This window comes from Acinetobacter sp. YH16031 (genome assembly GCF_013417335.1).
Taxonomy (GTDB): Bacteria; Pseudomonadota; Gammaproteobacteria; order Pseudomonadales; family Moraxellaceae; genus Acinetobacter.
This window is the reverse complement of record NZ_VPED01000022.1, coordinates 39,369-54,729: the sequence shown is the minus strand read 5'-3', so window position 1 is coordinate 54,729 and position 15,361 is coordinate 39,369. Positions and strand designations below refer to the sequence as shown.

The following is a 15,361-nucleotide window of genomic DNA, read 5'->3' as shown; positions in this document are numbered from 1 at the left end:
CATGAGATGCCTGTGTATCGCTTGAACTGAGGATCAGAAAGCTTGTTTGAATCGATGTATTTCATCCGCAGATTATGCACGAATGCTAAGAAATCCGGAGTGCAAATATTAACCAAAAAGAAGATCGGTTTTTGATTTATGAAAGAGATCTATTAAATTCTTTAATTCACTTTGACATTTTTAATTTTTTAAAGTTAGAAAAAATACAAGCTAGGCTGTTATATCAATTTTTCACGTTTCCTAGCCATTAACCAATCAATTTCCATTGATCTATTTAATCTGAATTAACCTGAAGGAAAAAATAAATGCCTGAATAGTGATTAAGTTCGCATCCTCTAAGAAAGATATGTTTTAAAAGGTTATCCAAGATTAAAAAATTGCGTTTAAACCTATAAACTCTAACAAATTTTTTGAGTTAAAGAGAAAGATCAGTTGGAACAGTTTAATTTTATTCAGAATATTCGAGATTGGGCCGATCAGTACCCTTGGCTGGAAATGTTATCTTCACTGAGTATTGTGATTTTACTGGCCATCCTTGCCAATGTGTTTGCCAAACAGATTGTCGTACGTGGCATCCGTCAACTGATTTCCAAAATGCCCTTTGCCAATAATCAGATTTTTGCTGAACATAGCGTAATTCGCCGGATTTCCAATATTGTTCCAGCAGTCGTGATTATGAACGGGATTACCACAGTTCCGCATTTATCCGACAAGGTGCAAACCTTTGTGCAAATGGGTGCCCAGGCGTTTATTTTCCTGACCATTGCTCTGGCACTCGGTGAGTTACTGAATATCTTTAACCTGATTTATCAGCGTAATCCCAAGTCACGCAACAAGCCGATTAAAGGTTATTTACAGCTGGTCAAGCTGATCATCTTCATTGTTTGTGGCTTGATGATTTTAGGCACTTTCCTGAAAAAAGATGTATTCACCTTGCTCGCTGGCTTTGGTGCGATGGCCGCTGTCCTGATGCTGGTCTTTCAAAATACGATTCTGTCACTGGTGGCTTCGGTTCAGATTTCATCTTATGACATGGTGCGTATTGGTGACTGGATTGAAATGCCGACCCTAAACGCCGATGGTGATGTCATTGATATGTCATTACATACCGTGACTGTGCAGAACTTTGACAAAACAGTGACCACGATTCCGACCAATAAACTGGTGACCGATACCTTTAAAAACTGGCGCGGCATGCAGGAAGCGGGTGCCCGCCGGATCAAACGTTCAATTCATATTGACCAAACCAGCGTGCATTTCATGACGGCTGAAGAACAGAACAAGCTGAAAAATTTTATCCTGCTGGATCAATATCTGAATACCAAATCAGAAGAACTAGAGAAGTTTAACCAGCAGCTCCAGCACCATTCACAATACAACCAGCGCCGTCTGACCAATTTAGGCACGTTCCGCGCTTATCTGGAATTTTATCTGCAACAGCATCCTGGTATTGCTAAAGATTTTTCATTGATGGTACGTCAATTACAACCGACTAGCGAAGGCTTGCCACTGGAAATTTATGCTTTCACCAATACGACGGTTTGGGCAGAGTATGAAAATATCCAGTCAGATATCATGGACCATATTCTGGCGATTATTCCGGAATTTGGACTGAAAGTGTATCAGGCTCCTTCTGGGAGTGATTTTAAAGAATCTTTTAACGCGAGTTCTTCATCTCCGATTATCACTTAAACTAACCTCTTAACTTAAGCCCGAAATAATCTCTTATTTCGGGCTTTTTATTCAGTATTTAAAATGAATTCAATCTCTTATTTTTGGTCTTCATATTATTTGGTATAAATCTGGCATGAGTTTTTGCTCTGCAACCTAAAGTTTGATTTAGTTAAACATTTGTGGCAATTTCACTCAAATTCAGACTTCAAAAAGCAGAATCCTTTATAATTTCCGCAAAGAAAATACATGATAAGAGTACGTGAATGTTTCGATGGCTTGAACGGCTGGTAGACCCCTATCCCACCAAAAACCTGAATCAACCTTTACCTACCAGGTTTTTCCCCTTTGTCTGGCAGGCAGCTTATGGGGTACGCCGTTATTTGCTGATTCTAGTATTGTGTACCGCAGGTGCAGCCAGTTTTGAGGCCTTACTGTATTCAAAAATTGGCGATCTGGTGAACTGGTTGAGTCAAAGTCAGCCAGACACTTTTTTAGATCAACATGCCAGCAATCTAACCTTATTGAGTATTATCTTGCTGGCAAATATCCTGTTTGCTAGTGCTCAGTCCCTGATCAAGCATCAGATTTTATATAGTAATTTCCCGATGCGTCTGCGTTGGCGCTTCCATAATTTATTGCTCAAACAGAGTTTGGACTTCTTCCATAATGATTTTGCCGGACGTTTATCGGCCAAAGTCATGCAAACGGCGCTGGCGATCCGAGAATTCTGGGTCATTTTGGGCGATATGCTGGCCTATGTGCTGATTTATTTCATCACAATCAATATTGTCTTGGGTGCCATTTCACCCTTACTTATTTTGCCGCTTATGGTCTGGCTATTACTGTTTATCTGTGCTGCCTGCTATTTTATTCCAAGATTAAGCAAGATTTCGTCCTTACAAGCGGATGCACGTGCAGTCATGACCGGACGTGTGACTGATGCCTATACCAATATTCAAACCGTAAAACTGTTTGCGCATGCAGGTCGCGAAAGTCAGTATGCCAAATCCTCCATGCAGGAATTTATGGTTACGGTGTATAAACAGATGCGTCTGGGCGCTCAATACGAAATCAGCATTCTGATGCTGAGTGTTGTGCTATATACAGGTGTGCTGGGAACTGCGATCTGGCTCTGGATGCAAGGTCAGGCGCAGCTCGGGATTATTGCAGCCACCACAGCGATGGTATTAAAGCTGAATAGTATTGCCGAGTTTATGATGTGGCAGACCTCTGCCCTGTTTGAAAATGTCGGTACTATTCAGGACGGAATGAAAACTCTAGGTCGTCGAATCAATATTCAAGACAAAGAAGATGCGAAAGAACTGGAGCTAAAACACGGTGAGATTAAATTCGATAATGTCACTTTTGCCTATAATGAAAAACCGGTGATTGACCAGTTTAATCTGACCATTCGTCCGGGTGAAAAAATCGGGATCGTGGGGCGTTCTGGAGCTGGTAAATCGACCCTGATTCAATTGCTATTGCATTTCTATCATCTGAATCAGGGCCGTATTCTGATTGATGATCAGGATATTGCCGATGTCACTCAGGACAGTTTGCGTAAAAATATTGCGCTGGTCACTCAGGATACGTCTTTGCTGCATCGTACCGTAGCTGAAAATATCAAATACGGTCGTCCGGATGCAACTGATGAAGAGATGTTTGAAGCTGTACGCAAGGCCAAAGCAGAAGAATTTATTCCGAATCTGACTGATTTGCGTGGCCGTAGAGGCTATGACGCCTATGTAGGTGAACGTGGCGTGAAGCTTTCTGGTGGACAGCGCCAACGTATTGCCATTTCCCGGGTATTCTTGAAAGATGCGCCGATTCTGATTCTGGATGAAGCCACCAGCGCTCTAGATTCCGAAGTCGAAGCGGCTATTCAGAATAGTCTGGATGATTTGATGCAAGGTAAAACAGTTATTGCCATTGCGCATCGTCTTTCTACCATTGCGCAGATGGATCGTCTGATTGTGATGGATCAAGGTAAAATTGCCGAGCAAGGTACGCATGATGAACTGGTGGCCTTAAACGGAATCTATGCGCAGCTATGGCAGCGTCAAACCGGCGGGTTCTTGGTACAGCAACATGCCAAATCTGACAGCTTGCATGAAGCATAATTGCTCTCTATTCAGTAGTAGCTAAGCTCTACAACAGAAACCGAAGCATTCTATTTTAGTCACTTGAATAGTAATGCTTCGGTTTGCTTTTATGGGAATATCAACTATTCCACAAGCATTTTTAAATTCCAGATTATTCAAAAAATAGCCCTATTCTGAATTAATAGAAATCTGTAGGCTTAAAATTAAATCCCTAAAATATCTCTGGTTTACATTGATTTCCAACTTTAAATTGAGCTAATCTGCTTGAAGTTAATTGAAATCTTCTTGTGGAAATTGCCACCGCTTTGTCCAACAATTTTTATCAAGAAAATGGCTTTTTCATGCCAATATGAAGTGAAAATAAAAAAATTTGAATGAGTGCAACGGATCGCGCATGAAAACAATAGCTCCACGCCAAGACCAAGGTATTCCAGGTGTATACGGTCTCTTGCTTCTCGATGTCATTTCCCGCTGGGGGTATAATAATGAGTCGCTTTTTAAGCCTTTTGGCCTGACCAGTGAACAGTTGGCAGATCCTGATTACCGTATTCCGACCCCTGTGGCCAATGAACTGGTCAAGCATGCCTTGAAGCTCACTGGTGAACCGACATTGGGTTATCACTTAGGTACCCAGATGCGGATTTCAATTCATGGCTTTATCGGTTATGCCATCATGACGGCGAATAATATTACCGAAGCCCTGGTGCTGGCGAACCGATTCATTCAGTTACGTTTACCCTTCTTGCAGTTATTTTTCTCGACCTTTGGCGCTAAGGCAACCGTACAGCTGCAAACTGATATTCAGCTTGAACCGCTTCGTACCGAAATTTCAATTGCTCTGATGATTGGCCTGATCAGTATGGCAAAAGCCATCACCGGGGTTAACGATGCGACTGGAGAAATCGACTTTGATTTCAAAAAGCCGGAAGGTTTTGAACGCTTCATGGCGAAATTTCCTACACATCAGTTCCGTTTTGAACAGCCGCATTTAATTTTAAGCTTTGATAAAAGCTACCTGATGAACAAACTGGTACATGCTGATCCAATTGCCAGCCAGATTGCGATTAACCAGTGTGAAGCTGAATTATCGGCACTTGGTGAACGGCACCGGATTGCCATGCGGGTGCGAGATATTCTGACTCATTCCGAACAGCATTATCTGAGTATTGAAAGCGTAGCTGAACGCCTGCATATGTCGGATCGAACCTTAAAGCGTCAGTTGGCCGCTGAAGGTACTTCTTTCTCTACGCTGGTGGATGAAGTGCGCTACCGGCATGCCACTTCCTTATTATCCCGTACAGACTTTACTCTGGAGCAGATCGCTGATGAACTTGGCTATAGTGATGTGGCCAATTTTAGTCGAGCGTTTAAGCGCTGGAGTGGTCGTAGCCCGAGCAACTGGCGCAAAGATCCTTATTTATAAGCACGGATAAACCTTTTGTTTTGACCAAAAAGAATGTATAAAACATATCAAAAATGATCTTAAGATTTTTAGGGAGTTATCAATGAATCATCCTTCAGAATTAAAGTACGCAAGTACACATGAATGGGTACGCATTGAGGGTGATCTTGTTGTGACCGGTATTTCCGACCATGCACAGGATGCATTAGGTGATCTGGTTTATGTAGAAGCACCAGATCTTGACTCACATATTACTGCGGGCGAACAGGCTGGCGTGGTTGAATCAGTAAAAACCGCTTCTGATATTCATGCACCTGTCTCTGGTACAGTGGTTGAAATCAATGCTGCGCTTGAGGATGATCCTGACTTCATTAATGATGACCCGTACGGCAAAGGCTGGATCTATAAAATCAAACCGGACAATATGGCAGATGTAGAAAAGCTATTGTCTAATACAGAATATGAAGCTGGCCTATAAGCTACTTCGATTTAGTATGGAAAAATAAGAATCAGCCTGTGGGCTGATTTTTTACGCATTGAAAACTTCTTATTTAAAGCTCTCCATCAAATACAATGTATTCATATCGGAATTTTATTGTATTTTTCACACATTTTTCTTAAAGTCTTTGCTGTGCCTGCTATTGCTCGCATCAGATAGCTCAGGCTGCTTTATAAAAATAATACTCATGCTCACCGCAGCATTTCCCTATAGATCAATTTAGGAAAATTATGAAATCCAATCTATTGCCTTTATGGACCAAGCCTTTTATGCTGTGTCTGGCCAATAACCTGTTTTTATTTATTTTCTATTTTGCACAAACCACGATTTTACCGATTTATATCCTGAAAGAATTAGGCGGAAACTTAGCCCAAGCCGGTCTGGCCATGACCTTGTTCATGATTTCAGCGATTGCAGTACGTCCTTTTAGTGGCCTGATTATTGAGAAATTGGGTATCCGTAAAACCCTGATTATTTCTGGAATCTTTTTCAGTCTATTTTCCCTAGCCTACCTGCTTGCCGATCAGCTTACGACCTTATTTATCATCCGTTTTTTGCATGGGATCTGGTTTAGTATTTTGACTACAGTCTGTGTTCCTGTAGTGAATCAGTTTATTCCAGAACAGCGTAAAGGCGAAGGCATGGGCTATTACGTCATGTCAGTCAATCTGGGTATTGTGCTAGGACCATTGATTGGCTTAAGTCTGATTGAATACTGGTCTTATTTTCAGATCACAACATTGCTGATTGCATTAGTTTTTATCGGATTTGCTTTCTGCTTAATGATTCCGGTCAAGAAGCCTGAGCCCATCATTCAAACTATTCCTGAGAAAAAAGGACTGGCGTTGTCTGATGTTGTGGAAAAGAAAGCGCTGCCTGTTGCGGTACTCGCTGCTCTGATTTCCTTCTCTTATGCCAGCATCATGTCTTTTATTGCGCCTTTTGCTGCCAGTAAAAATCTGATGACTTATGCCAGTTTATTCTTTGTTGTATTTGCCATTTCCATGATGAGTTTGCGTCCAATTACCGGAAAAATTTATGATCGTAAAGGCCCACAATATGTGATTTATCCTGCGCTACTCATCTTTAGCTTAGGACTCTTTTTACTCAGTCAGATTCAGACATTGGGGGGATTCCTGCTGGCTGCGGTATTGATTGGTATCGGTTTTGGCAGCGCACAACCCTGCATCCAGACACTGGCCATTCAACGTGCACCGAAACACCGGATTGGTTATGCGACTTCGACCTTTTATACCTTCTATGATGTAGGAATTGCGGTCGGCTCGCTCCTGATTGGGGCGCTTATTGCGACTTATAGTTATCAGTTCGCCTTTATTCTCTGTAGTTTACTCACCTTATGCAGTATTGTTTACTTTAAACTGGTCGTTCAAGTTAAGACCGCCTAATACAAGTTAATATCTAAATATAATAAAAAACAGGCAGATGAACTGCCTATTTTAATTCTGACACGAAGATGTATTTATTCAGATGCTGAAGTATTTTCCTGTTCTTTTTCTTCAGCTTTCGGTTCTTGCATCATCGTGAATTGTGTTGCTTCTCCAGCAGCAGGATTATCCTGGCGGTTGCTTTTCAGCTTGATCTGTAAACGTAATTCATTAGTCGAATCAGCATTACGTAATGCTTCCTCATAAGAAATCGCACCCTCGTTATACAGGTCAAATAGGGCCTGATCGAAAGTCTGCATGCCCAGTTCACGAGATTTGCCCATAATGGCTTTCAGCTCATGAAACTCACCTTTTAGAATCAGATCAGAAATCAAAGGTGTATTTAACATGATTTCAATTGCAGCCCGACGCCCTTTTCCATCCTGAGTACGAATCAGACGCTGGGAAATAATCGCCTTCATATTCGAAGATAAGTCCATCAATAACTGATTACGGCGTTCTTCCGGGAAGAAGTTAATAATCCGGTCCAAAGTCTGGTTAGCATTATTGGAATGCAGTGTACCCAGACATAAATGTCCGGTTTCAGCAAAGGCAATTGCGTGTTCCATGGTTTCGGTATCCCGAATCTCACCGATCAGAATTACATCGGGGGCCTGACGCAAGGTATTTTTCAGCGCATTGTGCCAGGAATGGCAATCGACTCCAACTTCACGGTGAGTAATCATGGATTTCTTGTGTTTATGTACATATTCCACCGGATCTTCCACGGTAATGATATGCCCCGCCGAATTTTCATTGCGGTAGTCAATCATCGCTGCCAGAGAGGTCGATTTACCTGAACCCGTTCCTCCTACAACCAGTACCAGACCGCGTTTTTCCATAATCACGTGTTTCAATGATTCTGGTAATTTCAGTTTCTGGAAATTTGGAATTTCTGCCGTAATGGTCCGGATTACCATCCCGACCTGAAGCTGTTGTACAAAAACATTTACCCGGAAGCGCGATACGCCCGGCACGGTAATCGCGAAGTTACATTCCAGTTCAGCTTCAAACTCTTGACGCTGTTTGTCATTCATCAAGCTATAAGCGAACAGTTTGGTTTTTTCAGCAGTTAAGGTCTGTTGTCCAAAGGGCTTCATTAAGCCCTGATGTTTAATACTCGGTGGAAAATCTGCGGTAATAAATAAGTCTGAGCCCCCATATTCCACTACTTTGGTCAGCATGTGATGCATGAATTTTTTTGCTTCGTCCAACAGTTCTGCCGTGAACATTCTCTCCCCCTGGAAATACACAATTACATGAATTTAAATGCTTGATTCATGCCAATATCATTTGATTTTTATTGTGCAGCGTTTTTTTTAAAGCCTCAAATAGATTTGATTTATAAAGAAAATATTTTTGGAATATTATGTGATGAAGTTCAATAAAATATCAATTAACTAGGCAAAATTTGCATTTTAAAAACTACTTCATTTTAAAAGAATATTACGATGAAAAAGATCATATTCAGGATATAAATGCAGACAAGGTTAAATTAAATTCGTCAGGCAAGTAAGGATAGAATTGAATATCTAGATAGGTGGCTGAAAGCTGCCTTGCTTAAAAGCCACCATTAAAGAAGATTTATGACTCAGTTCTATTGAGCTGAATGGCAGTCTGTTTATTAAAAAGCAAAGATTAGTCAGGTGAAAGTGCACGCGATCTGGACTGTTCAAGAAGTGAAATCTGGGCATTTTCTACCTGTAAAACAGGATTGATACGACTACTCTTTAATTTGATTTATAAACGTAATTCATTACTGGAGTCTGCATTACGCAAGGCTTCTTCATAAGAAATAATGCCTTGGTTATATAAATCAAATAACGCCTGATCAAAGGTTTGCATGCCCAGTTCCCGCGAACGAGCCATAATCGTTTTAAGCTCATGGAATTCACCTTTACGAATCAGGTCAGAAACTAAAGGTGTATTTTGCAGAATTTCTACCGCCGCACGACGACCTTTACCATCTTCAGTGCGAATTAGCCGCTGAGAAATCACGGCTTTGATATTAGCTGATAAATCTAGCAGTAACTGATTACGGCGTTCTTCTGGAAAGAAGTTAATAATCCGGTCCAGTGCCTGATCGGCATTATTAGAATGAAGTGTGGCAAGGCATAGATGGCCGGATTCAGCAAAGGCAATTGCATGTTCCATACTGTCTGTATCCCTGATTTCGCCAATCACGATAATGTCAGGTGCCTGCCGCATGGTATTAATCAGTGCATTGTGCCAGGAAACGCAATCTACACCAATTTCACGCTGGGTGATCATCGACTTTTTATGCTGATAGACATATTCCACCGGGTCTTCGATCGTAATAATATGCCCCTCAGTATGCGTATTACGGTAATCAATCATAGCTGCTAATGTAGTCGATTTCCCGACACCCGTTGCACCAACTACCAGTACCAGACCACGTTTCTGCATGATGACCTGTTGCAATGAAGCTGGTAAGCCTAACTGCTCAAAGCTTGGAATATCTGTCGTAATGACCCGAATCACCATGCCTACATTGTGCTGTTGCTGGAAGACATTAACCTGGAAACGCGACACGCCCGGGATGCTAATACTAAAATTGCATTCCATCACCGATTCAAATTCCTGAATCTGTCGCTCATTCGTCAAGGCATAAGCAAACAAACGGGTCTTATCGGCTGTGAGTTTCTGCTGGCCAAACGGTTTCATTAACCCTTGCTGTTTGATACTGGGCGGGAAATCAGCTGTAATAAAAAGATCGGAACCACCATATTCAACGACTTTGGTCAGCATATGGTGCATAAATTTACGTGCTTCATCGAGCAATTCAGTTGTATACATAGCAAGCTTCCTAGGATCATGACTCATCCGCTGTTAAAAAACAGTGTCAGGCTGATCTCTAATAAATTATTGTTATTTTTTTGTTTTTTAAATTAATTATTTTTTATTCAATTTTTAAAATCGTTTTAATACTCATTGTTTTAATTTTCAAAATATCGAATTGTTGCTTTCAGCATTTAGAAAAATACTTCTGAACAACCATATCCGATCATAATATCTTTCCTCAACGAATTGAGGAAAGATAAGATCGTGAGTTTAAGCGCTACGCTTTAAACTTTCGCATCGCAGTGAATCAGCCATATTTAACAATAATTGCTCGGTTTTTGTCCAGCCCAGACATCCATCAGTCACTGACTGGCCGTAAACCATATCTTCAGAGATTTTCTGATTGCCATCGACCAGATGACTTTCGAGCATTACACCCCGCACATTGCTGTGCAAACGTTCAGCGACGATCTGCTCCAGCACTTTAGCTTGTAGCATTGGGTTTTTTGAACTATTACCATGACTGCAATCAATAACCAGAGCCGGCAAATCGGTTGAGTGTTTCGCTTTAATTTTTTCAATTTCAGACAACTGGTAGTTCGGACCACTATTTGAACCACGCAGGATCAAATGTGCTTTTGGATTCCCTTTTGAGCTCAGGATACACGGCAGACCCGATTGGCTCATGCCCATGAACTGATGTGGATTGGAAGCTGACTGAATAGCATCAAGAGCAATTTGAATCGAACCATCTGTCCCATTTTTGAAACCGATGCTGTACGGCATATGGCTGGAAATTTCACGGTGAATTTGTGATTCACTGGTACGCGCGCCAATCGCACCCCAGGCCAATAGATCATCGAAATACGCCGTTGCCATTGGACTTAAGATCTCTGAGGCAATCGGCAGGCCCATGCCAATCAGTTTTAGGTACAGTGCACGAGATTTTTCCAGACCCAATTGCATATTGGATGAGCCATCGAGTTCTGGGTCATACAGGAAGCCTTTCCAACCTACGGTGGTACGTGGTTTTTCAATATAGGCCCGCATAACCAGGAAAATTTGATCAGAAACCTGTTCCTGAAGCTGTTTTAATTTTTCTGCATATTCCAGTGCGGAAGCTTCATCATGAATGGAACATGGTCCGGTAATCACCATTAAACGGTGATCTTTACCCTCTAAAATATTTTGAATAATTTGACGCTGTTCAGCGACTTGTACAGCCAATTGCGGAGACAGTGGCAATTGCTGCTTAAGTTGCTGTGGTAAAGCTAAAATGGTTTCTGTTTGATGTTGTTGTGATGTATTTGCAATATTCATGACTTTAAATCCTGGGACTGGCAATCAGTCCAAACTTTTATTTGAGCGTTATGGGTCTAATCGAAGATGTCGAAAGCGTCATTAGCTGGCTAAAGTAAGACCAATAAAAGTTGCTAAAGTATGAATAGTTAAAGTTTGTCATGGCTGTCTCCAAAAAATTGTTAAATCACATACATAAAAAAACCTGATCAGGGTTGCCGATCAGGTATTAACTGGTGGGCAACCTTTTCATTGCCCAAACGCATTCAGGCAATTATCTAAACTGCCAGAAATAAAAATAAGCGTTTGAAATGATAGGTTGCTTTAACATGTTTATGTCTTTCATAAAAATGTGAATCTGAAATTAAAATACGCGCTCTATCCAGTTTTGACAAGTAGTAAATATAAAAAAATATTTATCAGTATTTATACTTTTACTTATCGCCCTAGAATTCTAACCTTTCAGATATAAATAATGGACAAAGTCGTGACGGTCAGCAGACTTTGCCCATTTCCTTAAAACCAAGAGCATATTAGATCTTGGTTTTGGCATTTGCAATTAACGGGTTACGCGATTCCATGCATCACGTACTGCAAATTTTGCCTGTTCCCAGTTCAGACGTGACTGGCCTTTTGCCTGTTCCCATTTTACTTTCAGATCGCTTTCTACGTCTTCAAAACGGGTATTAGCATCATATGCCCCACGGTTTTCATAACCGACACGATAGGCCGCATCATAGTCACGATCGTAATCTAAATCGCTATACGTGGTACGGGCATCTGAATAATAAGGGGTTTCAACAGCATTATCTCGCCAGAATGCTGCTTCTTCAGTCGGGTTCACAGCTTCGCCTACGCCTTTACCTGCGAGACCACCGACCACTGCCCCGACAACACCACCTACTGCTGCACCGACCGGACCACCTGCTGCACCGACCGCTGCACCTGCAGCTGCGCCACCGGCAGCACCTACGCCTGTGCCAATAGGATGTGCACCTGGCTCGCCGCTAATTGGATCGGCATTTAAATCATCACGGACATCTTTAGGAGAATTTTTAATACGATCAAATCTATCATTCGACATAGAGCTTATCCTTATTCTTTAAAATGATTCTTAAACATGGTTTTAATCGCATCTGTCTATCGATACGCTTCTATTCACTATAAGCATCTGGTATGTAATAACCTTAGAAGCCTTGTGTTTTTTAGGTAAAGCTCTGTGGTGCTTTGATAGGCAAATGTATCTGATATATCTTAATTATTAAAATAAAAAGGCCCGTGTTCACCGGCCTCTTTGAAGTCTAAATCGCTAAATCATTTTCATCAAAATGAATCACGCTGCGGATCGACTTGCCTTCATGCATCAGATCAAAGGCTTCATTGATCTGTTCTAATGGCATCGTATGTGTCACAAATGGTTCTAGTTGAATTTCGCCTTTCATGGCCTGTTCAACCATGCCCGGTAATTGAGAACGGCCTTTAACACCACCAAATGCTGTACCCATCCATTTACGGCCTGTGACTAGCTGGAATGGACGAGTCGAGATTTCTTTACCTGCACCTGCTACGCCAATAATCACAGACTGACCCCAGCCGCGGTGTGCACATTCTAGTGCTGAACGCATTACGTCGACATTACCAATACATTCAAAAGAGTGGTCTACGCCCCAACCGGTCATTTCCACAATCACTTGCTGAATTGGCTTGTCATAGTCTTTTGGATTCACAAAATCAGTAGCGCCAAACTGTTTAGCCAGTTCGAATTTATCTGGATTGGTATCCACGGCAATAATACGGCCGGCTTTGGCCTGACGAGCACCTTGTACAACTGCAAGACCAATACCGCCTAAGCCAAATACAGCGACGCTATCGCCTTCCTGTACTTTAGCAGTGTTATGTACTGCACCAATACCTGTAGTCACGCCACAGCCTAATAAACACACTTGCTCATGGTTAGCTTCAGGGTTAATTTTCGCTAGAGAAACTTCTGCAACGACTGTATATTCAGAGAACGTTGAACAGCCCATATAATGATAAATCGGCTGGCCATTATAAGAAAAACGGGTAGTTCCATCTGGCATTACACCTTTACCCTGAGTCGCACGAACCGCTACACACAGGTTGGTCTTACCCGATTTACAGAACAGACATTCACCACATTCTGCTGTGTAAAGTGGAATCACATGATCACCCGGTTTCAGACTCGTCACGCCTTCACCTACCTCAACGACCACACCCGCGCCTTCATGGCCTAAAATGGCTGGAAATACGCCTTCCGGATCATCACCAGACAAGGTAAATGCATCGGTATGACATACGCCAGTATGGCTAATTTTTACCAGTACTTCACCTGCTTTTGGTGGAGCAACATCTACTTCCACAATTTCTAATGGCTGACCTGGGCCAAATGCAACCGCTGCACGTGATTTCATGTAAAACGATCCTTTTATTACTGATTTACAGATGGTTAACAGTAACCTCTTTCTATTCGGAGATTCAACCATTAACATCACAAGTTGAGGAATAAAACCCCTATAACTAATGGAACATCAATGACTAAGCCCTCGTCAATTACATGTTTAAGTATTTTTGTTTTTAGCCTGACTATTTCTGGCTGTGAATTAGCTCCCAATACAGCAAAAGAAGAAGCTATTACTCCAGTACAATCGACCCACTGGATCAGAGAGGAACAACTGCCACATATTCAGGAAGGGAAAACGGCTTATCTGCCTTTATATGACGGTTTTATGAGTATGGCGGCAAGGTTATATCTGATTAATCAAGCCAAATACCATCTCGACCTGCAATATTACATCTGGAAAGATGACTATATTGGCAACATGATCCTCTCCCAATTATTAAAAGCCGCAGACCGTGGCGTGAAGGTTCGGGTTCAGATTGATGACCAGAACGGGACTCAACTGGATGATAAGTTGCTGGCCTTAGCCCAGCATCCTAATTTCGAAGTCCGACTATTTAATCCTTATAAATTCCGTCAATTGCGTGCCCTGGATTACGGATTCCGTATGAAATATATTAATCCGCGTATGCATAACAAACTGATTATTGCGGATGGTACGGCAGCGGTCACAGGTGGTCGGAATATCAGTAGTGAATATTTTGATGCCAGTAAGGATTTTCAGTTTAGCGATGTTGATATTTTCTTTGCCGGAAAGCCAGCACACGATGCGAATCAAACCTTTATCAAATTCTGGAACGATGATCTAAGCTATGATATCCGACAAGTTCTAAATGATTCGGGTAATCCACAACTTTTAAAACGACTAAGAACTGAATTTAAAGAAGATGAAGTCGATAAAAATGAATTGAAACGCCGAGTCGGTATTGCGGAGCAGCAGATTGATGAACAACTGAGAAAGCGCCCGATCAAATGGGGAAATGCCTATTTTGTTGCCGATGCCCCTTCCAAGGTTCGTCGTAGCGCCCAGAATGGCGATTATATTTATACCCATATGCTGGAACTCATGGGTGAACCCAAAGACCACCTGGAATTGGTTTCTTCTTATTTCATTCCTACTCAGGAAGGTGCGGATTATTTAAGTAAACGTTCCCAACAGGGGGTCAAAATCAGAATTTTAACCAATTCTTTCCAAGCGAATGATGTAGCTTTAGTACATGCCTATTATCAGCAATACCGTAAACAGCTCCTCAAGAATGGAATCGAGCTCTGGGAATTCAAACCTTATATTGAACGGCCAAAACGGACCTGGTATGAAATTATGACCGGTAATATTATTCCGGCCAAAAATAAGAACAGTTCCAGTCTGCATGCCAAATTTTTTGATCTAGATGGCATGGTATTTATTGGTTCCTTTAACTTTGATCCACGTTCTGCCTATTTAAACACTGAAGTCGGTCTGGTGATTGAATCTGATCAGCTCCAAGATGAAATTACCAAGTCCTTAAACCAGTATTTACCGAGAATGGCTTATCAGCTGAAGTTAAATAAACAGGGCGAGATCATTTGGCTGGAACATCAAAAAAATGGTTCAGTGATTCAGCATAATCATGACCCTGAGACAACACAATTCCAGCGTTATATGATGAATCTGGTGACAAAATTCCCGGGAGAATGGTTAATGTAATGACAGATACATTGCGATCAAATTACATTTAA

General features: G+C 41.6%; 10 protein-coding genes and 1 pseudogene. 6 read left to right on the top strand and 5 right to left on the bottom strand.

From position 1 onward, the window contains the following. The first annotated feature begins 432 nt into the window (after positions 1 to 432). From FTV31_RS10700 to FTV31_RS10680, 5 genes are all read left to right on the top strand, one after another. Positions 433 to 1,692 (top strand): mechanosensitive ion channel family protein, encoded by a 1,260-nt coding sequence (locus FTV31_RS10700; protein WP_175967720.1) that lies wholly within the window; start codon positions 433 to 435, stop codon positions 1,690 to 1,692. A gap of 245 nt (positions 1,693 to 1,937) precedes the next feature. Further along, complete coding sequence (locus FTV31_RS10695; RefSeq protein ID WP_180014777.1) at positions 1,938 to 3,794, top strand: ABC transporter ATP-binding protein; 1,857 nt, start codon at positions 1,938 to 1,940, stop codon at positions 3,792 to 3,794. 376 nt (positions 3,795 to 4,170) lie between these two features. Beyond that, positions 4,171 to 5,199, top strand: coding sequence for an AraC family transcriptional regulator (locus FTV31_RS10690; RefSeq protein ID WP_104426084.1), 1,029 nt, complete (start codon positions 4,171 to 4,173; stop codon positions 5,197 to 5,199). An 82-nt stretch (positions 5,200 to 5,281) separates the two neighbouring features. Next, the gene (gene gcvH, locus FTV31_RS10685; RefSeq protein ID WP_104426083.1) at positions 5,282 to 5,656 is read left to right on the top strand and encodes a glycine cleavage system protein GcvH; all 375 of its coding nucleotides are present in this window, start codon (positions 5,282 to 5,284) and stop codon (positions 5,654 to 5,656) included. A gap of 251 nt (positions 5,657 to 5,907) precedes the next feature. Beyond that, entirely contained in the window at positions 5,908 to 7,083 is a 1,176-nt protein-coding gene (locus FTV31_RS10680) for an MFS transporter (protein ID WP_180014775.1), read from the top strand. A 74-nt stretch (positions 7,084 to 7,157) separates the two neighbouring features. Here the strand turns inward: FTV31_RS10680 and FTV31_RS10675 are convergent, their stop codons facing one another. The 5 genes and pseudogenes from FTV31_RS10675 to FTV31_RS10655 all read right to left on the bottom strand — a co-directional run bounded on the left by FTV31_RS10675 (position 7,158) and on the right by FTV31_RS10655 (position 13,655). Continuing rightward, entirely contained in the window at positions 7,158 to 8,354 is a 1,197-nt protein-coding gene (locus tag FTV31_RS10675; RefSeq protein ID WP_005235842.1) for a PilT/PilU family type 4a pilus ATPase, read from the bottom strand. Between the two features lie 406 nt (positions 8,355 to 8,760). Continuing rightward, a pseudogene (locus tag FTV31_RS10670) lies at positions 8,761 to 9,939 on the bottom strand (PilT/PilU family type 4a pilus ATPase). Between the two features lie 255 nt (positions 9,940 to 10,194). Next, positions 10,195 to 11,244, bottom strand: coding sequence for a 3-deoxy-7-phosphoheptulonate synthase (locus FTV31_RS10665; protein WP_180014773.1), 1,050 nt, complete (start codon positions 11,242 to 11,244; stop codon positions 10,195 to 10,197). 538 nt (positions 11,245 to 11,782) lie between these two features. Continuing rightward, positions 11,783 to 12,307, bottom strand: a complete 525-nt coding sequence (locus tag FTV31_RS10660) for a hypothetical protein (protein WP_159122907.1) — start codon at positions 12,305 to 12,307, stop codon at positions 11,783 to 11,785. A gap of 217 nt (positions 12,308 to 12,524) precedes the next feature. Next, positions 12,525 to 13,655: an S-(hydroxymethyl)glutathione dehydrogenase/class III alcohol dehydrogenase gene (locus tag FTV31_RS10655; protein WP_180014771.1), complete on the bottom strand. Its 1,131-nt coding sequence runs from the start codon at positions 13,653 to 13,655 to the stop codon at positions 12,525 to 12,527. A 120-nt stretch (positions 13,656 to 13,775) separates the two neighbouring features. On the opposite strand from FTV31_RS10655, the gene FTV31_RS10650 reads away from it, so the two are divergent. Beyond that, entirely contained in the window at positions 13,776 to 15,329 is a 1,554-nt protein-coding gene (locus tag FTV31_RS10650) for a phospholipase D family protein (RefSeq protein WP_180014769.1), read from the top strand. The last annotated feature ends 32 nt before the right edge of the window (positions 15,330 to 15,361 follow it).